The following is a 21,888-nucleotide window of genomic DNA, read 5'->3' as shown; positions in this document are numbered from 1 at the left end:
CGCCCCTCAGGCGGGTGTGCGGGTGAAGCGGAGGGTGGCCGTGACCGTCGTACGGCCGCGGATCATGCCCAACTGGTTCCAGCCCAGGCCGAACTGGTCCCGGTCCACGCTGAACTCCGTGTCCAGGGTGAGCGCGTCGGCGCCGGCGTCGGTGAGGCGTGCGGTGACGCTCGTGGGGCGGCTGATGCCGCGCACGGTCAGCTGGCCGGTGACGTGGACGGAGTCGCCGTCACGGAGTTCGGCGCCGCGCACCGCGAAGGTGATCTCGGGGTGGTTCTCGACGTCGAAGAAGTCGGCCCCGTGCAGGTGCTTGTCCCGCTTGGCGTGCTTGGTGTCCAGCGACGCGGCGTCCAGGGTCACGGTGCCGGTGGCGGAGCCGTCGGGGAGGACCTCGCCACCGCCACCGGTGACGGCGAAGGTGCCCTGCACGGTGACCAGGTTCCACATCGTCTTGTGCTTGATGGCGACGGTGGACGCCGTCCGGTCGAGCTGCCACAGGCCGGTTTCCACGGCAACGGTCATGAGCTGTCTCCTGACAGGAACGAGGGTTGTGCGAGTCGTGCGCGATCCGCGAGATGCGTGAGCCAGTCATCCAAATTTGGATGAGCGGGCGATGGCGCCACGCTAGCCCGTTATCCAAATTCGAACAACCCCCTCGTTGAAAATTGGACAACCGCTAGAATCGAGGCATGGCCGCCGCTTCCGAACACCCCGCCGATCCGCCCCCCTGTCCCGCCGCGCAGGAGGGCGGGCTGCTCCCGGCCGAGCTACGGGGCTGGATGGTCCTGCTGGGCGCGACCGGAGCGATCGAGCAACGGCTCGGCCCCGCCCTCAAGGACGCGCTCGGGGTCTCCCACGACGAGTTCCTGGTGCTGTGCCTGCTGGCGGAACGGCCCGACGACGGGCTGCGGATGACCCGGATCGCGGAACTGCTCGGCCGCCCCAAGACCCGGCTCACCTATCAGATCGCCTGCCTCTCGCACGCCGGGCTGGTCACCCGGCGCTCGGTGTGCGGCGACAAACGGGGCGTCGAAGTGGCTCTCACCGGCAAGGGCCGCCGTCTGATCACGGAGGCCTCGCCGACGCTGGCCGACACCGTCTCCTCGGGGCTGGCGATGATCGGCCCCGAGGAGCGCGAGACGATGCGCGCCCTGCTGCCGGAGGAGGCGGACCCGGCGAAGCCGTGACAGCCTCCTCCCGGTGCGCCTCTCCGTCAGGCGGCCAGAGCCGCCGCCGGAATTCCGTCCGCGGCCTCGGCCCCGGCCATCGGCGCCGCTCCGTTCTCGGCCTGGGCGAGCAGCTCGACGAGGGTCGCGCGGGCCCGGGCCACACGTGAACGCACCGTCCCGACAGGGCAGTCGCTGACCTCGGCCGCCTCCGCGTAGGGCAGCCCCATCAGCTGCGTGAGGACGAACGCCTCGCGCCGCTCGTCGGGCAGCGCGGCCAGCAGGTCGAGAAGCGCGACCCCGTCGTCGAAGCCGGGCAGCCCGCGCGGCTGGGCCAGTTCGACGGTCAGGCGCCAGTCCTCCGTGTCGTACAGCCGGGGCCGGGCGGCGGCATGACGGAAGCTGTCGATCACCGCTCGCCGCGCGATGGCCATCAGCCAGGAGCGGGCCGAGGACCGCCCCTCGAACCGGTGCAGACTGCCGAGCGCCCGCAGGAACGTGTCCTGGGCGAGGTCGTCGGCGGCCTGCGGATCGGCGGAGAGGTGGGCGACGTAGCGCACCACATCGCGGTGCAGGGCGCCGACGAAGCGTTCGACGGCGACCGGGTCGCCGGCACGTGCGGCGAGCGCCCAGGCGGTTATCGACTCGTCGACCGGGAGGGTCGGGGAGCCCATGAGGTTCGGGGCTGGCGGTACGGGAGTGATCACCTGGTGTCCTTCTCGGATCATCCGGAATCCGGCAGGGCGGCCCTCGAAGGCCCTGCGCGGCGGTACGACGCGCGGGCGATGCAAGGGCGGCGGCGACGCGGTGCGCGATACGTGAACGCGCGCCGCCGGCTGCCGGCAAGGGAGGACGGCCGTCCCGTGAGCGTGGGTACGGCCGGGGCCCGGAGCACCCGCGCAGGCCGACGGAATGACGTCGGCGCCACCTGGAGCACACCGGGGAACCAGCTGTCTCAGACGACAGCGATTCCGGCCGGCGGGCCCCGCGAGGTGATCGTGTGGACGAGCGGAAGCAGGCGTGGTGCCCGGTCCGAGCGGTTGCGCCGCGGGCGGGGACGGAGACCGAGCCAGTCCGGTGTCACGGGCGGCGTGAGGATCAGCCGCAGCGGCGCGACCAGCCGGACGGCCACCGCCCGCACGATGCGGAACGCGGCACGCTCCCCGTAGGCCAGCCACAGACCGCACAGCAGTGCGGCGAGCGTGTGGGCGGCGAGCATCCCGTACGAGGAGGACAGGACGTCCGTGCCGTAGCCGCCGTGGGCCGGGTGACCCGCACCGGCACCGGCACCCATGTCCATGCGCATACCCATGCCGGTACCTGTGCCGGTGTGCGCCATGCCCATGGAGTCCGTGGCCGTACCGGCGGGGCCCGTGACCATGCCCTGGGTGATCGAGAACACCGAGTGGAGCGCGCCCTGGGCGACGACCACCACGGCGACGACCAGCGGGAGTCCGCGCTCGCGTCCGGCCAGACACCAGCCCACGCCGCCCGTGACCACCACCCCGGCGGCCAGCGTCCACCGGTCGACGGAGGAGCCGGACATCAGCACATGCCCGAGGGCGGCGAGCAGCACGCAGACAGCCGCGAACACCGTGGCCCGCAGCGCGCGTGAACCCCGCCCGGCAGTCATCTCGGCCCTCATCCTCCCGTCCGGGGCTCGAACGTCACTGACAGATACGCAAGTTACCGAGCAACCACTCGGCGTGGCACCCCGGCCGGCCTACTCAGATCCAACCCACAGTTCGCCACAGGTAGTTTTTGAACGCGTTCAAATATTTGCGGTACGCTTGCGACACCTGTTCCGAGCCCTGGGAGAAGCCGTGAAGATCGTCATACCCGGAGGAACCGGCCAGGTGGGTACGGTCCTGAACCGTGCGCTCACCGCCGCCGGTCACGACGTCACCGTCCTGACGAGGCGGCCGACTAACGCCCGCGAGATCGGCTGGGACGGCGAGACCCTGGGCGCCTGGGCCGAGGCGGTCGACGGCAGCGACGTCGTGATCAACCTGGCGGGCCGCAGCGTCAGCTGTCGCTACACCCCGGCCAACCTGCGGGCCATGATGGACTCTCGCGTGCACTCCGCCCGGGTCGTCGGCGAGGCGATCGCCGGCGCCGCGCGGCCACCCCGGCTCTGGCTCCAGATGAGCACGGCCACGGTCTACGCCCACCGCTTCGACGCCCCCAACGACGAGGCGACCGGCGTCATCGGCGGCACCGAACCCGGCGTACCGGACTACTGGGCGTACAGCGTCGAGATCGCCAAGGCCTGGGAGCGCGCACAGGATCAGGCCGCGACGCCCGCCACCCGCAAGGTCGCCCTGCGGACCGCCATGGTGATGAGTCCGGATCGCGGCGGCGTCCTCGACGTCCTGCTGCGGCTGGCCCGCCTCGGCCTCGGCGGCCCGGTCGCGGGTGGCGCGCAGTACGTGTCCTGGATCCACGACCACGACTTCGTACGCGCCGTCGAGTTCCTGGCCGGCCGGGACGACCTCGCCGGACCCGTGAACCTCGCCTCTCCCCACCCCCTCCCGCAGCGCGCGTTCATGCACGCGTTGCGGGCCGCGTGGGGTGTCCCGGTGGGCCTGCCGGCGACGCGGTGGATGGCGGAGCTGGGCGCGTTCGCGCTCCGCTCGGACACCGAGCTCCTGCTCAAGAGCCGCCGTGTCGTCCCCGGCCGCCTGCTCGACGCGGGCTTCACGTTCGAACACGCCGAATGGCCGGAGGCCGCCACCGACCTCGTACGCCGGGTGCGCGACCGGGCGGGGACGAAGCCGGGCGCGGAGACTTCGGCCCGGTCGTCGGCCGGGGGGCCGGCGGGACGGTGACCGGCCGATGACGAGGGCGACGACGAGCGAGGGGGCTCGTGGTCCCGGCCGAGGCTTCTGGACGCGGCTCCTGGACGGGCGCCGCGGCCGCTCATGACGACGTGTGCGTCGGACGCGGGGCCGCTCGCTTCTCCCCTACGGACGCGCCGCACCGCCCGATGTCTCCGGCCTCGGCGAACCGGCCCCGGCCTCGGGGACCTGGCCGTGCGAGGTGGCCTCCGGGCCTCGGCCGATGGGCCGAAAGCAGGCCGTCGGCCTCCCCGGTCCCGCCTCGGACGCGGCCCGTCGGCTACGGCCGGTCCGTGCTCCGATGCCAGGTCCGCCGAGAGCCGCGCAAGTGACCCCTGGTGCGCGGGCCACCGAGAGGGAGAGGGAAGCTGATCTCGATCAACTCTCCTTGGAGGTACGTGAGATGACGAGCCGTCTGCCGCGCCGTACGGTGCTGGGCGGAGTGATCAGCGGTCTGGCGCTGGCCTCGGCCGGCACGGGTGCCGCATCCGCACTGGCCACAGGCCGCACGCTGGGCGCCACCGGACAGGGGGCCGTCGGCCCGGAGCCGTACGTGCCCGTACCCGTGGGCGGCGGGGGCGGGCCCGCCGGGACGGACCGGGTCCATGTCCTCAAGGTCGGCCCCGACTCGGCGGCCACCGTCCTCGTGCTCGTGCCCGGCCAGTTCGGCGCGGCGAACGACTTCCGGCTGCTGGCCCGTGACCTGGTCGCGGGCGTGCCCGGCCTGCAGGTGTGGGCCCTCGACCGGCGGGAGGAGAACCTCGCCGACCGCTCGGGCTTCACCGGGCCGGACCCCCTCGCCTACTACCTGGACGGCCACTACCGCACCCAGGACCCGGCCGCCTCCCCCTTCGCCGCGCACTGGGGCCTGCCCCTCACCCTCGCCGATCTCCGTGCCGTCGTGCGGTCGGCGGGACGCGGGGGCCGGCGCGTGGTGCTCGGCGGGCACTCCTGGGGCGCGACGACCGCGATGGCGTACGCGGCCTGGGACTTCGACGGCTGCCCCGGCTACCAGGGCCTCGCGGGGCTCGTGGTCGTCGACGGCGGTGTGCGCGGGGCGTTCGACGGGACGGGCGAACCGGTGCTCGACTCCCCGGCGGAGATACGCGACCGGCTGGCGGCCATCGACGCCGGGGCGGTCTTCGACCTGACCCTGAGCGGCGTGGGCCTGGGCAGCCGCGCGGAGAGCACCCAGATCTGGTACCAGCTCGCCGGGCACTACGCACTCCACGACCCCGACGGCCCCTCCGTCCTCCAGCCCCGCCTGCCCGAGGCTCTGCGTCTGCCGTACACCGTCACCAACGCGGGCCTGCTGGGCTTCTTCGTGGACGCGGGCTTCGGCTGGCCCAACTCCATCACCGTGCACTCCGGACACCTCGCCGACAGCGGGGACGTACGCGGCTGGGTCGACACCGGGATCACGCCGATACACCGGGTCGCGGCGGCGTACGCCGGGCCGGTGCCGGCCGTGTGGGAGTGGTACTGGCCTGCCCGGCTCTCCGTCGACCTCGACGTCACGGACGCCTACACGGACTCCGCGCTCGCCCGCTCACTGGGCCTGCGACTGCTGCACGCCGACCGTCTCGACGTACCGCTGTACGCCTTCGGCACGAGCTACGCCAAGGGCACGATCGAGGAGGCGGCGCGCACGGTGGTGGCCGACTCCCGTATCCCGTACGCCACTTACGAGACCGACAGAGGCATGAACCATCTCGACCCGCTCTTCGCGGCCCCGGCGGACAACACCCTGACGCGGACACTCACCGAGTTCCTGAAGGGGCCGGGGGCGCACTGACGCGAGAACCCGTCCGGCCGGTGCCCCCGCAGGCACAGGGACCGGCCGGACGGGCAGGGGTGTCAGTGGTCCCGCGTCCCCTCCGGGATCAGGTGCGGTGCGCGGGCTCCGAGGATGCCGAGCACCTCCCTGATCGCCGGGCCCCGGAGCTCGGGGAAGAACGCCTCGTCGATCCGGTCCTCGCGGGCCCAGATCCCGGCGAGCGACTCCGCGCACAACTGGGCGCGGACACTGCTGAAGTCCTCGCGCCGAAGGACCTCGAAGATGGCCTGCTCCAGCCATGCACCGCCGTGGAACTCCAGATCCATGGCAGCGTCGTACTGGTCCGCCTCGGGCGCCTCCGGGTCGTTGAGGATGGCCATCAGCTGGACGGCTACTGAATCGTCGGGTGCTGGGGTCATCGACATGGCCGTGGCCGTTCCTCCCAGAAGAGATCCTTGATTCCCTCGGCGATGCTCTCACCGAAGCCACTGCCGATGATGCCGCCCACGACTCCCCCGACGACTCCGACCACGGTCCCCGGCCCCGGGAACGCGCTGCCGATGGACCCTCCGGCCTCGGCTCCGTAAGCCGCGCCGGCCAGACCGCCGGCGAGGCCCGCCGCGTCGCGGGTCGCCGTGCCGACCTTCTGGTCGCTCGGAGCCGAGGCGACGTCATAGACGTCGTAGGCGACCTCCGCCCCGAGGAGCAGCTTGCCGCCCACCCGGACCCCGCTCTTCATCAGGTCGATGCCGCCCGGCTTCACCCATGGCTCCTCCATGTCCCTGACCGTCGGCGGCTGCGTCAACAGCGCGGCGGCCACGACCCCCTACCTGCTTGCACAATAAAACCGATCGGTTTACTGTCGTGGAAACCGATCGGTATCCCATCCGTGAAGGAATGTCCACGACCGCATTGCGAGGCGCGAACGCCTTCGTCACGGGGAGCTTCACGCACCCGGGCGCCGCCCCGGTTCGAGGCCGTGCGAACAGAAATTCACGAGACCGGAGAGGAAATCAACCATGAGTACTGATTCGCAGAAGAAGAAGTTTTACGCCCTGAACATGTTTGACGTGGTCGACCTGGAGAAGTACCTCGCGTATTTCAGCCGTTTGCCCGAAGTGGCTCCGCAATATGGTGGTCGAATGGTGGCATTCGGTCGCTTCCGAGACAACGTAGCCGGTGACCTCACGCCGCGGCAGGTTCTGTTTCTCGTTGAGTGGGAGTCCGAAGAGGCGTTCAACACCTTCCGGGACGATCCGGACCTGGCCGACCTGCATCCGCTGCGGGAGAACGGGACGGCGTCCTATGTCTGGCAGACGTTCGACGGTCTCGATATGAGTGACCCCGCCGACGTTTCGCTCGACGACGTACTGGCAGTGCTCAAACCTTAGAACCCGCATCGCCACGGAGCCAGAGCCGGAGGAGCCGGCCGACGAGTCGTCGGCCGGCCCTTCATCGCCCCGAGCAATTCGGTGGTCATCATGCTGATCGAGCGTGCGACGTGGGTGAAGGGTGTTGCGGCGCCGGGCAAGGCGGTTCCTCTCCATGGCGCACAGTCATCCGCGCCGCGTCGGGTGTCTCAGCGGTGGGCAGCGCGGTTCATCTCGACGACGTCGTCGACGGTGGGGTTGGCCGGAAGGGCGGCGAAGCGTTCCGGCAGGCTGTCGCGGACGCGGGCGTCCTTGACGCGGTCGGCCGCGGCCAGGGCAGCCGGCAGCTCGTCGAGGGTCAGCTCGGTGCAGTAGGCGGGGCTGTTCGGCTGCTGGCGCCAGGAGTCGGCCAGCGTGCCGGCGTCGTAGGAGTCGAAGCCGGTGTCGTCCACGAGCCGCATGGCCACGCGCCGCGCCTCCTCGAAGTCGCCGGCGACGGGGATGGCGAGGCGGCCGGGCGTACCAGCCGGAACACCCTTGGTCCGCTGGGTCTCTGCCAGGGCGGCGTTCCACGCCTTGACCACGGGGCGCCCCAGTTGCTCGGCGTTCCACACGCTGTCGATCTCGCCGTCGTCCACGGCCTCGATGGGCCCGTTGAGGTGCGGATAGTAGTTCGAGGTGTCGATGACCACCGTCTCGGCGGGGACCGACGCGAACAGGTCCGCCAGCTGGCCCGCCACACCGAACGGGATCGACAGGATGATGACGTCCCGGCCCTGGACGGCATCGGCGAGGTCCACCGCGCGGGCCCCGGACTCCAGCACCTCCGCCCGGATGGCCTCGGGCCCGCGGGCGTCGGCCACCTGCACGTGGTGACCGGCCGCGCTGAGCTTGGCGGCAAGGTTCCCGCCGATAGCACCGGCCCCTATGACAGTAATTTTCATGATTTGTTCCTTCAGAGGTTATGCCGCCCCGAGGGCAGCGCGCCGTGACGGCCGGGTGGCGGTCCGCCTGATGTTGCGGGGCGGGGTGGGGTGCCGGGCGGTTTACGCCTGGGTGCCTTGCTCGCGGTAGCCGCTCGCGATGAGCATGCGGAGCCGGTCGAGCGACTCCTCCTCGGTACCCGTGCCCTTGATCCAGGCAACGGAACAGGCCGCGAGAAACAGGTCGTTCCCCCGCACCGACGCGCGCACACGCCCCGCGAGCTGCGCGGCTCGCACGTACTGATCGGTGGCGGCGATGAGGATGTCGCAGGGAATCGTGAGCGGGTTGTCCGGCTCCTGCGCCCGGGCCGCGGCCATGAGCGGCTCCGGCAGCCCGCTGAAGGCGCTGAAGTACTCCTCCATCGCCCGCAGCCACTGCTCCAGCGCCTCGGCCGGGTCACCGAGCTGCTCGATGTCCGCCTGGCGGGCCACCAGCTCCTCGGAGCGCGTCTGCAGCACGGCCGCCAGCAGCGCCTCCCGGGTGGGGAAGTGCCGGTACAGGGTGCCGGGCCCGACGCCCGCCTCCTTGGCCACCGCTTCGAGGGAGGTGCCGACCCCGTGCTGCAGGAAGTGACGCTGCGCGGTCTCCAGGAGTGCCGCGCGGTTGCGCTGAACGTCCGCGCGGGGCTTGCGTTCCCGCTGTTCACCGGCGCTCATGCGCCCTCCCGCCTGCCGTGATCCTGCGACCGCATAAAAACGGATGCTGCCTCCGTACACACTCGAGAGTAAAACGGAGGCAGCGTCCGGTCAAATGGGCGGCCTACGCAGGGAACCCGGACATCGCAGGGGACCCGGCATATTCGGCCGTGGAGCGCAGGGCAAAAACCGTGCCGGAGCCCTGCGGGAGCCGTGCCGGAACCATGCGGGAGCAGTTGCGGGTTGCACCGTTCCCGGCCCCTGTCCGACCACTCCCGCGCGAGCCCTCCCCCTCCCCCTCCCCCGGCCCAGGACGTCAGGGCGTGAGCTGCTGGTGCCCTATGACGGAGAGCAGTTCGAGCTTGCCGTGGCTCTCCGTGTCGGGACGAGTGGTCAGCACCACCAAGCTCTGGGCGCGGTTCTCGGTGAACAGGAGCTGGGCGTCGACGTCGATGCGGCCGAGTTCGGGATGGAGGATGGTCTTGCAGTCCTCGTAGCTCTGTGCGACTTCCTGAAGTTCCCACATGCGGACGAACTCGTGACTGTGTTCCTGGAGTTCGGCGAGGATCCGGGCGGCTCGGGGGGTGTCGCTGCCGGCTGTCAGCGCGGCCCGCAGGCGCGCCGCATGGGCGCGACCGTGGTGTTCGTGGACGTCTTCGGGATACACCAGTCGCTCGGCCGGGTCCATGAACCAGCGGTAGTAGCCGCTACTGGCCAGACCGGTGTGGCGGGTCTGGTCGCCGAGCAGCGCGATGGCCAGGGGGTTCATCGCGAGGGTGTCGAGCAGGTCGGTCTGCACCAGGGCCGGGGAGTCGTCCAGGCGGTCCAGGACTCGCATCAGCGTGGGGCTGACGTGCTCGGAGCGCTCGAAGCGGGCCGGGGCGTTGTGGCCGATGAGGACGAAGAGATGGTCGCGTTCGTCCAGGTTCAGCCGCAGCGCCCGGGCGAGAGCCGCGGTGATCTGGACGGAGGGCTGCGGAGCACGCTGCTGTTCCAGCCGGGCGTAGTAGTCGGTGGACATACCGGCGAGCTGGGCGACCTCCTCGCGGCGCAGCCCCTGGGTACGCCTGCGCGGCCCCTCGGCCAGCCCGACGTCGCGGGGGCGCAGCGCCTCACGCCGGTGGCGCAGGAATTCCGCCAGTTCCTTCTTGTCCATGCCCCCATCCTCGCCGCATCCCGCCCGGCTATCCAGAGACCGCCGATCCATGGCTGAGCCCTCCTCTGCTGCCCGCGCGAAGCCACTCGTACGGCCGACGCGAGGGCGCGCAGCGAGGAAGGTGGCCCACGGCGACGGCCTCCGCCGAGGACACCTTCCCGTCGGAAACAGCAGGTCGGTCAGCTGCTGGTGATCATGGCGAGGACGTCGTCGTAGGAGCCGTTGGCCTGCGCGTCGCGGATGAACCTGGCGCGCTCGACGACGATCTCCTTCGCGTCGGGCTTCTCACGCAGCAGGCCGAGAGCCTCGGTGAGGAAGTCGTCCAGCGGCATGGCGTGGTCGTTGTCCTCCTGGCCGAGCAGGGTCGTGCGCACGCCCGGCGGGACAATCTCGATCACCTGCACGCCGGCGTCAGCACCGGCGAGCTGGATGCGCAGACTCTCGGAAAAGGAGTGCAGCGCGGCCTTGGTCGCGCTGTAGGTCGGGGTGCTCGGGTACGGGACGAACGCCAGTGCGGAGGTGACGTTCATGACGACCGCGTCGTCCTTGCCCGCGAGCAGGGGCAGGAAGGCGTACGTCATCCGGATCGTGCCGAGCAGATTGGTCGTGACGTGATCCTCGGCGACCGGGAGTTCGGCCGGGTCGAGGAGGTTCTCCCGCAGCATGATGCCGGCGTTGTTGACCAGGACGTTCAGCCCCGGGTGGCTCGCCGCCACGGTCTCACGGGCCCGGGCGATCGAGTCGGGGTCCGCGACGTCGAGGACGAGCGCGTCGATGCCCGGGTGCTCGGCCGTGATCTCGTCGAGGAGCTCCTTGCGCCGGCCGGCGACGATCACCTTGTTGCCGGCCTCGTACAGACGCAGGGCCAGACCGAGTCCGATGCCCGAGGTGCCGCCGGTGATCAGGATCGTGTTGCCGGTCATCTTCATGGGGTCTTGCTCCTTCGTTACTGCGGTCCGGTGAGCGCCCGCAGCCTCGACCGTAGGGACGCCCGCGCAGGGGCGGGAGAGGACGGCTTATCCATGGATCGGCGGTCTCTGGCGGCAGGCCCGCAGGAAGGCGCCGAGGACGACCAGGACGCAGATGACGTGGATGACGTAGCGAACGCAGTTGACGCAGATCGCGGTGACCAGGATGCGGTCAGCTGTGCAGGGCGTGCAGCACCTTGTGGAAGGCGGCCTTGCTCTCGAAGCCGATGCCGGGGGTGTCGGTCAGGCCGACGCGGCTCTTCTCGACGACGGCGTCGTCGGCGAAGCCTCCGGTGGGCTGGAACTCGCCCGGGTAGGACTCGTTGCCGCCGAGCTTGAGGGCGGCGGCGATGTGCAGGGAGAACTGGTGCCCGCCGTGCGGGATGCAGCGCCTCGATGACCAGCCGTGCCGGCGGAGCATGTCCTGGATGCGCAGGTACTCCACCAGGCCGTAGGAGAGCGCGGGGTCGACCTGGATGGTGTCGCGGTCGGGGCGCAGGCCGCCGTAGCGGATCAGGTTGCGGGCGTCCTGGAGGGAGAAGAGGTTCTCGCCGGTGGCGATGGAGCCGGTGTAGTGCTCGGCGACGGTGGCGTTGAGGTGGTAGTCGAGCGGGTCGCCGATCTCCTCGTACCAGAACAGCCCGTAGGGCTCGATGGCCCGCCCGTACGCCAGGGCCGTGTGGAGGTCGAAGCGGCCGTTGACGTCGACGGCCAGACGGGAGCCGTCGCCGTCCAGGATGTCGATGACGGCCTCGATGCGGCGCAGGTCCTCCGCCAGGTCGGCGCCGCCGATCTTCATCTTGACGACGTCGTAGCCCAGGTCGAGGAAGCCGCGCATCTCGTCCTGAAGGTCGGTGAGGGTCTTGCCGGGCCTGTAGTAGCCGCCGGCGGCGTACACGAAGACGGAGTCGTCGGGCTGCCCGTCGCCGTAGCGCTCGGACAGATACCGGTACAGCGGCTTGCCCTCGATTTTTGAGGCCAGGTCGAACAGGGCCATGTCCACCACGCCGACCGCGACCGAGCGCTCGCCGTGCCCGCCGGGCTTCTCGTTGGTCATCATCACGTTCCACGCCTTGGCGTGGTCCAGTCCGCCCCGCTCGTCGAGCAGGCTGCCGGGCTCGGCCTCGAGGAGGCGGGGCAGGATCCGGCGGCGCAGGATCTCGCCCGCGCTGTAGCGGCCGTTGGAGTTGAAGCCGTAGCCCACCACGGGCTTGCCGTCCCGGATGACGTCGCTCTCGATCGCCACGATCGAACAGTCCATGGAGCTGAAGTCGATCCAGGCGTTGCGGATCGAGGAGCTGATCGGAACGACGCCCTCGTAGACGTTGGTGATCTTCACTGCGGAACCTTTCTCATATCTTATAAGATGTGACGGCTGTTAGAGTGGGCCGGTCCGATGGGGGCTGTCAAGGGGTGGGGAACCTCCGGAAAGGAACGGTCAGGGGGCCATGGCAGGACAGAACCTGTTCTTCAGCAAGAGCGACCTCGCCTACGCGGAACTCCGCGATCGGATCCTCTTCGGCACCCTTCCTGCCGGGTCACGGCTAGCCCAGTACGACCTCGCCGAGTCCCTCAACATGAGCATCACGCCCCTGCGCGAGGCCATCCGCCGCCTCAGCAGCGAGGGACTCGTCACCGTCGAAACCCACCGCGACGTCCGGGTCTCCGTCATGGACTCGAGCGAGGCCAGACAGCTGTTCGAAGTCCGCCTGTCCCTGGACCCGACCGCCGCCGAACTCGCCGCCCAGCGACGCACCGACGACGACATCGCCACCATGCAGGCCGCCGTCGACAAGCTCCTCCCCGTCACCCGCCAATGGGGGGAAGAGGCGCTCACGGCCCACCGCGCCTTCCACCAGGCGCTGTACCGGGCCTCGCACAACGACGTCCTCATCCATCTCCTGGACGACCTGTGGGACAAGTCCGACCGCTACCGTCGCCTCGGCCTCGAACTCCCGCCCGGTGACGAGCCCCGCACCCGGGACCTACAGGAACACCACGAACTCGTCTCCCTCATCGTGGACGGCCGCGCCGCCGAAGCCGCGCAGCTGATGCGAGGCCACATCACCCACAGCCTCACCGCCACCGCCATCAGCGCCCTCGAAGACCACGAGGGCCTTCACATGACGTGAAGCGCGCCGACCGGCGCCGGCGTCGTCTCGCAGCCGTCCCTGTCGGTTCAAGGGAGCCCGTGCGCTGGAGCGCGAAGGATCGGCATCAGGCACGCGTGCCCCGCTCACAGTGCCCAAACGCTGTCGCCGAACAGCGCGTACGGGTCGTCGAAACAGCCGGGCCACGCCGTCCTCGGACTGATACGCCCTGTCTCACCACGGGAAGCGCCGCAGCAGACGCCCCCGGTGCCGACGGCCCGGTCCCCGCGGCCGGGCCGGAGAGGTCCGTGAGGTTGAGACTTCCCGATTCGAGCGTCGTCCGAGCGTCAGGATTCTGCACTCCGCGTCGACACATCGCCCGCGACCCCCGCGCCGGCCCGTGAAGCCGCGGCTCAGACCTTCCCAAACAAGCCGAATCGACCATCTGGAATGCAAAGCAGCAGGTCAGACGCCCTTCGCGACCGGCTCAAGAATCGCCACGCACTCCACATGATGCGTCATCGGAAAGATGTCGGCCTGAGCGGGTCCCGGAAAAGGCCAGGTCAGAACCTGTTTCTCGGCTACCGCTCCCGTGCGGGGACGCCCAGAACGTCAAACGAGCGTCATAACCGACAAGTCCATTCCTCCTGCTCCGGGCAGAACGGTGTGCCGCAACCAAGCTCACCCTGCACGGGTCCGCGCCGCTCGCTCCGGACCTCGGCTCGCGCATCACGACCCGCACGACTTTCCAGGCCGCCATAATGAAGGCATGCCCTCCAGCCGACAGCACCCCGCCCCCACGTCGAGAAACCTCTCGGGTGCGGAAGCCGAGGATCTCGCGTTGTATCGGGAGAAGTTCCGGCGGCGTCTCCCGGAGTCCAGCTGCAGCATCTTCGGCGACAGCGTCGCCAGGTAGATGGAAATGTCGTGCTCGGCAGGCATCGCCAGCCGCATGGGCTTGGCCTCCCCGCCCGGCAGCGGGATCTGGAACTCCCGCCCGGAGTAGGGCTTCTGATTGCCCGCGTTCGCTCCGTGGTCCGGCGGCATGGATCGGGTCCGTGGTCCGGGAAAGGGAGGGCGGGGTACCGCACGCCCGAGGACACTCCGGTCGGCCTGGACAGCATCGCCCTCACACGATCACTCCGGTCGTGTGAGGGCGATGCTGTCCGTCACCGGATCGGGTGCCTTTGAGCGCGCCTGCCGATCGCCACGACGAGGTGGGTGCCACAGAGACCGGTGCAGCCGGTCAGCAACGGAGAGGTGCACTCCTGGACAGCGCCGCAGTCTCAACGGCGACAGCCTGGCGGACTCGACCGTGCAGCGAACGCGACTGGCCCGTTGGCGCGTGGCTCAGTTGGCGTTGAGCCACTTCATGAAGGTTTGCGCCTTGTCTTTCCACAGGGCTGGACGTGTCATCGACAAGTGTCCCGTTGAATCGTCTGTAGTCGGGCGTACGGCGTATCTTCCGTGCTGCACCTTGGTCATGTCTCGCTGCAGGATACCCAGGCTGTCGCGGTAGAATTCGTCGTCGGCAAAGTTCACTGCATACACCTTGGCCGTGATATTCCCTAGGTGAGGCTCGGCGTTGAAATATCGGGACGCCTCCAACGAGTAGATGAGGTCATTGGCGTCGCCGCCAGCGGATTGCGCTTTGACGGCCTGGATGAACTCGTCAGCCTGCCCCGGTGTGGTGACTTCTTCTTGTAGGTGCGAGACACCGTCGATCATCATGCGCGCAATGCTGGCAGCAGCCGCCGCTGCAGGTGGCTGTTGTTGGTAGTTTCCGCCGTTCCAGGTTGGGTCGGATTTTATTTGGTCGACAATGATTTTTCGCCACAGCAGGTTACGTCCGCTGATCGGCGCTGGGAAGCACGCCACTGGCATGATCCCGTCCATCGCGGTTGGGTAAGCTTCTGCCCACTGCCAGGCGTTCATGCAGCCCATGGACGTCCCCACGACTGCGCGCAGATGCGAGATGCCGAGTGTCTCCGTGACGAGCTTGTGTTGGAGATCGACCATGTCGCCGTACCCATAGTGAGGGAATCCGCTTTTAAGTCCGTCGCTCGGCTTGCTCGACTGACCGTGCCCGATCGCGTCGGGAATGATGACCAGATAACGTGTCACATCAAATGGAGCGCCTGGCGCGAAAAGCGACTGTTGAAACTCCGGTGTCAACAGGGAATTGCTGCTCGCGCCCGTCCAGTGAAGGAGCAAGACAGCGTTATCGATCACGCCCTTCTGATTTTTATGTGGTTCGCCGAGTAGAGTGTAATGAAGTTTCAGTTGATCGATTGTGCCGCCGTCCTGGAACTTGTAGTCAGCGAAAGTAGCGTCCCCTTCGCGGGGAGTCGTCACACCGGACTGGGGCGACGGTGCCCCATTTGTCGCCGCGCCTGCAGCAGCTTGGAGCTCGGTGGCCGACCATGAGGGGCCGGCGCAGCCTTGAAGCAACGCGCACAGTGCTAGAGCGGTGACAGTGATGGCCACACGGCCAGTCCTGTGCCCTATGAGACTTTTCTTGCCGTGATTTGCGCGTGAGCGTGTTGACATCTTTCTCCTACTTTCCTAATTAATTACTCAAGGGAAGGCTTCCGGAGCCGGAGTCATCGCCCCGGTGAGTCAGAGATCGGTCGCTGGATCATCGAGATCGAATTGCTGTAGGCCGTGCTCGCACCTGGTCTTGTCAGGTCCGCCGGACTCCCGGCCGGGGCGGCGGGACAACGCTGCGGTCCCCGAAGATGACCAGCGTGTGCGCCGGTGCGCAGGCGCACTGCGAGGCTGCGGCGGCCCGGCCGGAGGGTGAGGGCCGTCCCCAGGGCGATCATCATCGAGGTGAGGGCCGGCATCGGACGCCCGAAGAGCGTGATCTCCTTGATGTGCCTCGCGGTCGAGTCGCAGCAGCTGTGCCTCCTCGAACGGCTGGGTCCTTACCCGCGCGTTGTGGAGCACCGCGTAGGCGTTGTCCTCGCCGGTCCGGGTGTGGAGGCTGATGCCCTCGACCGCTGTGAACGCGGAGGCCAGGAAGTCTCGCAGCCGGCCGGGTCTCCTCTCGAAGGGGAACTGTTCGGTGAGTGGTGGGACGAGCACGACGTCCGCGCTCAGGGACGGCGGCCGCGGCGTCGACGTCACCGCGTTCCAGGGCGTATCGCCAGCGCGCGACGGCAGTGGCGGCGGAGTGTGGGGGTCGAACATGGGTCTCCCCCGGTATGAACGGCGCGATCGGGTTTGCAGGTGGCGGGTGTCAGCCGTCGAGCTCGTTGAGCTTGCGGATCTGCCTGTCGAAGGCCCAGGCAGGAACGAGGCAGCGCAGTATGCTGGCGCGTCCGGCCAGGAATGCCGGCGGTGTAGCGCAGCTTCCGGCTTCATGACGGTCGCTGCCACACCGCACTCGGCGGCCAGCCACCCATCAGCCGTGCAAACAACGCTGCGGCTCAATACACCTGGTGCCCGGCGGTTGAACTGCCGGCGTAGGCGGGTCGAGCGAGTTGGGTGGTGGCCATGGATGCGGTCGCCGCTGCGAGGAACGTACGTCGTTTCATCCGAGCTCTTCTTTCAGGCGACGGGGACGGTCGGTTGCCGGAAGTCGATGTCGGAGCCGCCGAGCAGGGTCGGGGTGCGGGCGGCTACGGATTCGTGGGGTTGGCCGAGCGGGATCCGGCTGGCTTCGTCCAGTTGCTGGTATTGCTCGTGGCTGAGTTCGACGTCGAGGGCGGCGAGGTAGGTGTCCAACTGGGACAAGGTGCGTGGGCCGATCACAGGGACGAGTCCGGTGGTGGCGATTGCCGCGCGGTGTCGTAGCCACGCGATCGCGACCTGCGCCGCGATGGTGCCGAGATCGTCGGCGATGCGCAGGACGGTGTTGAGCACGGTGCTTTTCTGTTCGGTGTCTTCGGTGTGGATCAGTCGACCCAGCGTGGTGAGTCGTCCCTCCGACTGGTGGCGATACTTGCCGGTCAGCAGCCCGCCGCCCAGCGGTGACCAGAACGTCGCGCCCAAGCCGAGCGCTTCGGCCATGGGCAGGATTTCCCGGTCGGCGGAGCGTTCGACGAGGCTGTACTCGGCCTGCACGCCCACGATCGGGGCCCAGCCGCGCACCTCGGCGAGGGTGACGGCCCGTGCGGTGCGCCAGGCCGGGAAGTTCGACAGCCCGGCGTAGAGGATCTTCCCGGAGCGCACCAGGTCGTCCAGTGCACGCACGATCTCCGTCGTCGGGGTGACCGGGTCCGGGAAGTGGACCCACAGCAGGTCGATGCGGTCGGTGCGGAGCCGGGCCAGGCTGCCCTCCACCGCCCGGATCATGGTCCGACGGGAGGCGCCGGTGCCTTGCACGCCCGAGGCGGGGTTGATGCCGACGGCGAACTTCGTGGCCACGGTGAACTGGTCGCGCCGGGTGGTCAGCAACTCCCCGAGGATCTCTTCGGACTCGCCGGCCTGATAGCTCTCGGCGGTGTCGAGGAAGGTACCGCCCGCGTCCGCGAACCGGTCCAGCATCCGAGCCGTCTCACTCCGCTCGCTGCCGGCGCCCCACCGGGTGCCGAAGGTTGCGGTTCCCAGAGCGTATTCCGACACGCGCAGGCCGTTGCCGCGGCCGAAGGTCAGGTACTGCATGATGCCGCTCCAAAGTAAATCGATCACTTTACTCAACCGTAGCCGACGACCCCGCCCAAAGTAAAGCGGCCGCTATACTTGAGTGGTGACCAGCACCGAGAAGATCCACCAGGGTGGACGTGGCGCACGGGAGCGCATCCTGCGCGCCGCGGCGGAACTGTTCTCACGAGACGGCATTCACGCCACCGGCGTCGCCCGGCTCGCTGAGGTGGCTCACGTGTCCAGCCGCACCCTGTACCAGCACTTCCCCAGCAAGGAGGCCATCGTCGCCGCCTATCTGGGACGCTTCAGGGCCGAGCCGCCGTTGCCCGCCGTGGCGCAACTGACCCGCGACGACGTCGATCCGCGGCAACGCCTGCTCGCCTTGTTCCGCGAACCCCCGACCAGCCCGGACGCGGTATATCGCGGATGCGTGTTCCACAACGCCGTCGTCGAGGGTGCAGGCACCATGCCCGAGGTCGCGGACCTGGTCCAACAGCACAAACAGGCATTCACCCACCGCCTGGCTGGGATTGCCGCCGAAGCAGGCGCCCCCCACCCGGAATCCCTCGCCCGCCGCCTGGCGCTGCTGTTCGACGGAGCCCGCGCGCTGTCCACCTCACTCAATGACACCCAGCCCTTCCACGACGCCCACGAAGTCGCGGAAATGCTGATCGACCAGGCCATCCCGCCGGCTCCGAACTGACCCCCAGCTGAAGATCACCCCCCGATCTTGAATGCGAGCGGGCGGCTGGGGTCGAAAACCTGGGCGAGGGCGACGCGGCGCAGTATGCGCGTGTCCGGCCGTGGGGTCGGCGGTGTAGCGCGGCTTCGGTTCGGCGTCGGTGGCGGGGGCGTCACCGTCCTTGATCGCCTCCGCCATCACGCGGTCGACGGTGAAGGGCAGCGAGCAGGCCCTGGGCGCCATGGCGGGCGCGTAGGCGCGGCTGATCTCGGCGCGCTCCAAAACGCTCGTGAGGCAGATGCAGGGATACGGCGTCGTCGCGGCCGCTGAGGCAGAGGGTGATGGCCAGACGGGCGAGCTCGTCCGGGCCAGCTGGATGAGGCCGTGCACCTGTCGCTGGGTGCCGACGTCCACGCGAGCACAGGCTTCTTGGCTTGTGGCATGACCGGCAGCACTCTTACGGCCTTCGGGCTTCCCGTCGATTGTGGGGAGGCGGGGACGTGAGGCCGTGAGCGCTGCTCCGGCTGCCGGAGTCGGGCATCACTCCGAAAGGGCGCTTCGGTCGCCGATCCTGCTCGAAGTCGGGGCGGTATCAGTGCATGTCTGCCGCATCGAGCAGGGCGGTCACAGTGGGCGCGATGAGCCTGGTCAGATTGTCGGCGCCGATGCCCGCGCGGGCGCTGGCGCCGTCGAAGACCAGGCTGAGCTGCCGGGCCAGCAGGTCGGGGTCGCTCGCCCCGCCCCGTTCGGCCTCGGAGCGGAAAGAGGCCGTCAGGTGCGCTTTGATCTGGTGGGCTACCCGGCTTGTGGGGTGACTCTGACCCTTCAGTTCAATCTGCACCACCAGGTACCGGCAGCCTCGGAATTCGGGCGTACCTGCCAGCGACTCCACCCGCTCGAAGACGTACAGGATCCGCTCACGGGGGGATCGGCCATCATCCGCCGGGGGCAGGACCCTCGCCACGAAGGCAGCGGAACGCTCCTTCAGGCTCGCTGCCAGCAGTTCGTCCTTGCTCTCGAACAGCTGGTACATGGAGCGCTTCGACACTCCCGCCGCCTTGCACAGCGCTTGGACGCCGATGTTGACGCCGTCGCGGTAGGGGAGTGTGGCCGCTGCCTCCAGCAGCCGCTCCCGGGGGCTTTGCTTCACTTTTATAGTCATAGCGCGAGGTAACTCCCATCGGATGCAATAGAAACCGATCGGCTTCCATGTGGGGTCGGGGGGGCGCCCGCCGTCGTGGGCGGACGTCTGAAGGTCAATGAGAGGCTCGGCAACGGTTCGAGGGGAGAGGTCGTCGCCAACCCTGATGGTGCGCGCGCCCCTCGTCCCCACGGGGGCCACTCCGAGCAATGGCCCCGTCTTGGGTGAGCCGCCTTCCGCTACGCCGAGGCAACGGCCTTCTCGGGCTCCGACTCGACGGGGACACGGTGCAGCCCCTTGCGGTCGTACCAGCCCGTCGCGCCGAAGCCGAAGAGTGCGGCCGCCGTGAGGCCGACGGCCATCATGACCCAGCCCCGGGTCAGGCCGGCGTCGGCCTGGGCGTCGTAGTAGAGGATCGAGCGGATGCCGCCGGTGATCTGCCGCAGCGGCTCGAACTCCGCCAGGAAGCGATAGAAGCCGGGCAGCGCCTGAAGTGGCGTGGTGGCGTTGGCCGTCGGCACCGCCATCCCGATGAAGACCAGCGTGACCACCAGCATGCCGGGCGTACCGAAGACGGCGAGCAGGCTGAGCGCCCCGATCCCGGCGACGGCGATGGCGCACACCGAATACAGCCACAGCAGGGGCAGATGGACGGCATGCATCCCCATGAGGCCGACCGCGCCCACCATGACCAGGCTCCCCATCAGCAGGGACAGACCGGCCATGAGAGTGCTGCTGATGGCGAGGGTCTGCACCCGGGTGGCGCGGATCAGCGGGCGGTGGATGCGCAGCGGGCCCATGTCGTTGTGGGTGTAGCCAAGGGCGTGGTCCACCTGGCCGCTGATGACGTTGGCGGAGAGCATGCCGCAGACCACCAGGACGAGCGCGTAGTAGAAGGCCGTCAGACCCAGACCGCTGTGCGAGTCGAGGGGATGGCCGTCCTTCACCGTGACGGCGGCCGGATCGGCCAGCAGGACGCGTGCTGCGGTGGGCAGCTTCGCCTGCCCGGTCCCGCCCTGGGACGTGAGTTCCTTGCCCACCTGGAGCGAGGCGCTTTCGGCCGCCTGCGTCGTCGCCGTCCGGGCCAGACTGGAGCCGATACTGCCGGCGGACTGGTTGGTCAGCACCGTCAGCGTCGGACGGGTCGGGGTCCCGGTGATCGCGGCGCCAGTGAGTGCGGTGGTGGCGGAGGTGAAGTCGGCGGGGACGACTAGCGCGCCGTACAGCTTGCCCTTGCCGAGTTCCTCCTTCATCTCCTTCTCGTCCATCACCTTCCAGTCGATCTTGTCTCCGTTCGCGGTGGATTTCTTGATCGACTCGGTGATCCCAGCCCCCAGGTTGATCTGCTTGCCGCCGACAGCGGCCCCCTTGTCGGCGTTGACCAGGCCGACGGGCAGATTCTTCATGTGATCGACGGGATCGATGTTGGCGCCGACATAGAACACGGTGAACAGCAGGGCGAGGACGCCCGTGATGACGCCGTTGGCGATCCACAGGGGTTTGGTGCGCAGGACGCGGAACGGGTGAATCCCACTCATGACTCATTACTCCGGTCTCGGATGACACGCTCATATCCGGAGAAGGGCGGACGATTTCATTGCGGTCCGGCGCCCCTGGTCGAGGCGCTGGCCCATATGCGGCTGCGTGAGCAGTTCGAGGGGTGATCCGACGGTTCCGCACCAGCAGCCAGTGGCGGGAAATGCCAGGCCGGTTCGGTCCGTGGCCGACGGTCCACGGGAGGCGGAGACTGGAAACTGAGCGGCAGCCACCGCGCAAGTGCCTGCCCCGACTCAGGAGGGTGTGCGCGTTGGCGCCAGCTCGGCTGTTACGGCGTCGGCTACAGCATCCCTCACCTGCGCCTCCGTGGGCGTGGGCCGGTCGAGTTCGGCAGCGAGTTGAGCCAACGAGGTCATCCGGACACCGGGCAGGGCGCAGGCCGTGAACGTGGTGTAGACGTCGAGGTCCGGGTCGACGTTGAGCGCGAATCCGTGGCTGGTGACGCCGCCGCTGATGCGCATGCCGATGGAGGCGATTTTGCGGTGGTCGGGGGTCCACACGCCGACCAGGCTCTCGGCGCCTCGGGGTGTGTCCCGGCGTATCGCCTCGAATCCGAGTGATCCCAGGGCACGGATCAGGGTGTGTTCGATCCGTCGTATCAAGCCGCGCGGTCCCAGCTCGCGTACGTTCAGAACGAGATACCCGATCAGCTGCCCTGGCCCGTGATAGGTGGCGTGACCTCCCCGGTCGACTTCGACCAGGCTGATCGGTGAAGCCGGCTCCGGCAGTTGGTCGGTCGGTGTCCGCGCCGTGTAGGTGATCACGGGAGGGTGGGTGAGCAGAAACAGTCGATCGCCAGTACGCCCCTGCTTCCGCTCGGCCACCCAACCAGCCATGTCGGCCTGCGCCACCCCATACGGCACCTCACCCAGATCGACTCGCTCCATCTCCCCTGGCTGCATTACCTCTCCTCTGCCTTCGAGGCGACATCGCCT

Annotated in this window: 22 protein-coding genes and 1 pseudogene; 7 read left to right on the top strand and 16 right to left on the bottom strand. The window is 68.9% G+C overall.

Annotated elements, in window-relative coordinates:
* Window positions 1–6: 6 nt before the first annotated feature.
* Entirely contained in the window at window positions 7–522 is a 516-nt protein-coding gene (locus tag OG241_RS41470) for a YceI family protein (RefSeq protein ID WP_405823058.1), read from the bottom strand.
* Between the two features lie 167 nt (window positions 523–689).
* Here OG241_RS41470 and OG241_RS41465 point away from each other — a divergent pair, with 167 nt between their 5' ends.
* Window positions 690–1,187: a MarR family winged helix-turn-helix transcriptional regulator gene (locus tag OG241_RS41465; protein WP_405823056.1), complete on the top strand. Its 498-nt coding sequence runs from the start codon at window positions 690–692 to the stop codon at window positions 1,185–1,187.
* A gap of 26 nt (window positions 1,188–1,213) precedes the next feature.
* Here OG241_RS41465 and OG241_RS41460 read toward each other — a convergent pair whose 3' ends face one another.
* Together OG241_RS41460 and OG241_RS41455 are read right to left on the bottom strand one after the other, a co-directional pair.
* Window positions 1,214–1,840, bottom strand: a complete 627-nt coding sequence (locus tag OG241_RS41460) for a sigma-70 family RNA polymerase sigma factor (RefSeq protein WP_405826722.1) — start codon at window positions 1,838–1,840, stop codon at window positions 1,214–1,216.
* A gap of 281 nt (window positions 1,841–2,121) precedes the next feature.
* On the bottom strand, window positions 2,122–2,799 hold the full coding sequence (locus OG241_RS41455) for a hypothetical protein (protein ID WP_405823055.1): 678 nt from the start codon (window positions 2,797–2,799) through the stop codon (window positions 2,122–2,124).
* Window positions 2,800–2,989: 190 nt separating this feature from the next.
* On the opposite strand from OG241_RS41455, the gene OG241_RS41450 reads away from it, so the two are divergent.
* Together OG241_RS41450 and OG241_RS41445 are read left to right on the top strand one after the other, a co-directional pair.
* On the top strand, window positions 2,990–3,994 hold the full coding sequence (locus OG241_RS41450; protein WP_405823054.1) for a TIGR01777 family oxidoreductase: 1,005 nt from the start codon (window positions 2,990–2,992) through the stop codon (window positions 3,992–3,994).
* Window positions 3,995–4,406: 412 nt separating this feature from the next.
* On the top strand, window positions 4,407–5,798 hold the full coding sequence (locus tag OG241_RS41445) for an alpha/beta fold hydrolase (RefSeq protein WP_405823053.1): 1,392 nt from the start codon (window positions 4,407–4,409) through the stop codon (window positions 5,796–5,798).
* Between the two features lie 62 nt (window positions 5,799–5,860).
* Here OG241_RS41445 and OG241_RS41440 read toward each other — a convergent pair whose 3' ends face one another.
* On the bottom strand, window positions 5,861–6,205 hold the full coding sequence (locus OG241_RS41440) for a hypothetical protein (RefSeq protein WP_405823051.1): 345 nt from the start codon (window positions 6,203–6,205) through the stop codon (window positions 5,861–5,863).
* Window positions 6,196–6,600 (bottom strand): hypothetical protein, encoded by a 405-nt coding sequence (locus OG241_RS41435; RefSeq protein ID WP_405823049.1) that lies wholly within the window; start codon window positions 6,598–6,600, stop codon window positions 6,196–6,198. Before OG241_RS41435 ends, OG241_RS41440 begins: the two co-directional genes overlap by 10 nt.
* Window positions 6,601–6,799: 199 nt before the next feature.
* On the opposite strand from OG241_RS41435, the gene OG241_RS41430 reads away from it, so the two are divergent.
* Window positions 6,800–7,171 (top strand): DUF1330 domain-containing protein, encoded by a 372-nt coding sequence (locus OG241_RS41430; protein WP_405823047.1) that lies wholly within the window; start codon window positions 6,800–6,802, stop codon window positions 7,169–7,171.
* 188 nt (window positions 7,172–7,359) lie between these two features.
* Here OG241_RS41430 and OG241_RS41425 read toward each other — a convergent pair whose 3' ends face one another.
* From OG241_RS41425 to OG241_RS41405, 5 genes are all read right to left on the bottom strand, one after another.
* Window positions 7,360–8,094 carry an NADPH-dependent F420 reductase gene (locus OG241_RS41425; RefSeq protein ID WP_405823046.1) on the bottom strand — a complete coding sequence of 245 codons (735 nt, stop codon included), beginning with the start codon at window positions 8,092–8,094 and terminating at the stop codon, window positions 7,360–7,362.
* Between the two features lie 102 nt (window positions 8,095–8,196).
* The gene (locus OG241_RS41420) at window positions 8,197–8,790 is read right to left on the bottom strand and encodes a TetR/AcrR family transcriptional regulator (protein ID WP_405823044.1); all 594 of its coding nucleotides are present in this window, start codon (window positions 8,788–8,790) and stop codon (window positions 8,197–8,199) included.
* A 295-nt stretch (window positions 8,791–9,085) separates the two neighbouring features.
* Window positions 9,086–9,925 (bottom strand): helix-turn-helix transcriptional regulator, encoded by an 840-nt coding sequence (locus OG241_RS41415; protein ID WP_405823043.1) that lies wholly within the window; start codon window positions 9,923–9,925, stop codon window positions 9,086–9,088.
* A gap of 179 nt (window positions 9,926–10,104) precedes the next feature.
* Window positions 10,105–10,854 carry an SDR family oxidoreductase gene (locus OG241_RS41410; RefSeq protein WP_405823041.1) on the bottom strand — a complete coding sequence of 250 codons (750 nt, stop codon included), beginning with the start codon at window positions 10,852–10,854 and terminating at the stop codon, window positions 10,105–10,107.
* A gap of 211 nt (window positions 10,855–11,065) precedes the next feature.
* A complete protein-coding gene (locus OG241_RS41405) occupies window positions 11,066–12,232 on the bottom strand; it encodes a mandelate racemase/muconate lactonizing enzyme family protein (protein ID WP_405823039.1) in 1,167 nt (388 codons plus the stop codon).
* Window positions 12,233–12,341: 109 nt separating this feature from the next.
* Between OG241_RS41405 and OG241_RS41400 the strand changes: the two genes are divergently transcribed.
* On the top strand, window positions 12,342–13,025 hold the full coding sequence (locus OG241_RS41400) for a GntR family transcriptional regulator (protein ID WP_405823038.1): 684 nt from the start codon (window positions 12,342–12,344) through the stop codon (window positions 13,023–13,025).
* Window positions 13,026–13,712: 687 nt separating this feature from the next.
* Here OG241_RS41400 and OG241_RS41395 read toward each other — a convergent pair.
* From OG241_RS41395 to OG241_RS41385, 3 genes are all read right to left on the bottom strand, one after another.
* Entirely contained in the window at window positions 13,713–14,030 is a 318-nt protein-coding gene (locus OG241_RS41395; protein WP_405823036.1) for a hypothetical protein, read from the bottom strand.
* 303 nt (window positions 14,031–14,333) lie between these two features.
* Entirely contained in the window at window positions 14,334–15,470 is a 1,137-nt protein-coding gene (locus OG241_RS41390) for an alpha/beta fold hydrolase (RefSeq protein ID WP_405823034.1), read from the bottom strand.
* Between the two features lie 1,065 nt (window positions 15,471–16,535).
* On the bottom strand, window positions 16,536–17,618 hold the full coding sequence (locus OG241_RS41385) for an aldo/keto reductase (RefSeq protein ID WP_405823032.1): 1,083 nt from the start codon (window positions 17,616–17,618) through the stop codon (window positions 16,536–16,538).
* A 58-nt stretch (window positions 17,619–17,676) separates the two neighbouring features.
* On the opposite strand from OG241_RS41385, the gene OG241_RS41380 reads away from it, so the two are divergent.
* The gene (locus OG241_RS41380; RefSeq protein ID WP_405823031.1) at window positions 17,677–18,276 is read left to right on the top strand and encodes a TetR/AcrR family transcriptional regulator; all 600 of its coding nucleotides are present in this window, start codon (window positions 17,677–17,679) and stop codon (window positions 18,274–18,276) included.
* A gap of 571 nt (window positions 18,277–18,847) precedes the next feature.
* On the opposite strand, the gene OG241_RS41375 is transcribed toward OG241_RS41380, so the two are convergent.
* Window positions 18,848–19,417: a TetR/AcrR family transcriptional regulator gene (locus OG241_RS41375; protein ID WP_405823029.1), complete on the bottom strand. Its 570-nt coding sequence runs from the start codon at window positions 19,415–19,417 to the stop codon at window positions 18,848–18,850.
* A gap of 218 nt (window positions 19,418–19,635) precedes the next feature.
* The gene (locus OG241_RS41370; RefSeq protein ID WP_405823027.1) at window positions 19,636–20,934 is read right to left on the bottom strand and encodes an SNG1 family protein; all 1,299 of its coding nucleotides are present in this window, start codon (window positions 20,932–20,934) and stop codon (window positions 19,636–19,638) included.
* Between the two features lie 99 nt (window positions 20,935–21,033).
* On the opposite strand from OG241_RS41370, the pseudogene OG241_RS41365 reads away from it, so the two are divergent.
* Window positions 21,034–21,146 (top strand): annotated as a pseudogene (locus OG241_RS41365) (IS5/IS1182 family transposase); the annotation flags it as partial.
* Window positions 21,147–21,186: 40 nt separating this feature from the next.
* On the opposite strand, the gene lipB reads toward OG241_RS41365, so the two are convergent.
* Entirely contained in the window at window positions 21,187–21,855 is a 669-nt protein-coding gene (lipB, locus tag OG241_RS41360; RefSeq protein WP_405823025.1) for a lipoyl(octanoyl) transferase LipB, read from the bottom strand.
* Between the last annotated feature and the right edge of the window lie 33 nt (window positions 21,856–21,888).

The sequence above is a fragment of the Streptomyces sp. NBC_01390 genome (genome assembly GCF_045040105.1).
GTDB lineage: Bacteria > Actinomycetota > Actinomycetes > Streptomycetales > Streptomycetaceae > Streptomyces.
Note: the sequence above shows the minus strand (reverse complement) of the source record. Positions and strands in the feature narration are given on the sequence as shown.

What these genes read in the sequence shown, in the direction of transcription:
- OG241_RS41470 (WP_405823058.1), bottom strand. Translation starts at nt 522, where the DNA reads ATGACCGTTGCCGTGGAAACCGGCCTGTGGCAGCTCGACCGGACGGCG.
- OG241_RS41465 (WP_405823056.1), top strand. Translation starts at nt 690, where the DNA reads ATGGCCGCCGCTTCCGAACACCCCGCCGATCCGCCCCCCTGTCCCGCC.
- OG241_RS41460 (WP_405826722.1), bottom strand. Translation starts at nt 1,840, where the DNA reads ATGGGCTCCCCGACCCTCCCGGTCGACGAGTCGATAACCGCCTGGGCG.
- OG241_RS41455 (WP_405823055.1), bottom strand. Translation starts at nt 2,799, where the DNA reads ATGACTGCCGGGCGGGGTTCACGCGCGCTGCGGGCCACGGTGTTCGCG.
- OG241_RS41445 (WP_405823053.1), top strand. Translation starts at nt 4,407, where the DNA reads ATGACGAGCCGTCTGCCGCGCCGTACGGTGCTGGGCGGAGTGATCAGC.
- OG241_RS41440 (WP_405823051.1), bottom strand. Translation starts at nt 6,205, where the DNA reads ATGTCGATGACCCCAGCACCCGACGATTCAGTAGCCGTCCAGCTGATG.
- OG241_RS41430 (WP_405823047.1), top strand. Translation starts at nt 6,800, where the DNA reads ATGAGTACTGATTCGCAGAAGAAGAAGTTTTACGCCCTGAACATGTTT.
- OG241_RS41425 (WP_405823046.1), bottom strand. Translation starts at nt 8,094, where the DNA reads ATGAAAATTACTGTCATAGGGGCCGGTGCTATCGGCGGGAACCTTGCC.
- OG241_RS41420 (WP_405823044.1), bottom strand. Translation starts at nt 8,790, where the DNA reads ATGAGCGCCGGTGAACAGCGGGAACGCAAGCCCCGCGCGGACGTTCAG.
- OG241_RS41415 (WP_405823043.1), bottom strand. Translation starts at nt 9,925, where the DNA reads ATGGACAAGAAGGAACTGGCGGAATTCCTGCGCCACCGGCGTGAGGCG.
- OG241_RS41410 (WP_405823041.1), bottom strand. Translation starts at nt 10,854, where the DNA reads ATGAAGATGACCGGCAACACGATCCTGATCACCGGCGGCACCTCGGGC.
- OG241_RS41400 (WP_405823038.1), top strand. Translation starts at nt 12,342, where the DNA reads ATGGCAGGACAGAACCTGTTCTTCAGCAAGAGCGACCTCGCCTACGCG.
- OG241_RS41395 (WP_405823036.1), bottom strand. Translation starts at nt 14,030, where the DNA reads ATGCCGCCGGACCACGGAGCGAACGCGGGCAATCAGAAGCCCTACTCC.
- OG241_RS41375 (WP_405823029.1), bottom strand. Translation starts at nt 19,417, where the DNA reads ATGACTATAAAAGTGAAGCAAAGCCCCCGGGAGCGGCTGCTGGAGGCA.
- OG241_RS41370 (WP_405823027.1), bottom strand. Translation starts at nt 20,934, where the DNA reads ATGAGTGGGATTCACCCGTTCCGCGTCCTGCGCACCAAACCCCTGTGG.
- lipB (WP_405823025.1), bottom strand. Translation starts at nt 21,855, where the DNA reads ATGCAGCCAGGGGAGATGGAGCGAGTCGATCTGGGTGAGGTGCCGTAT.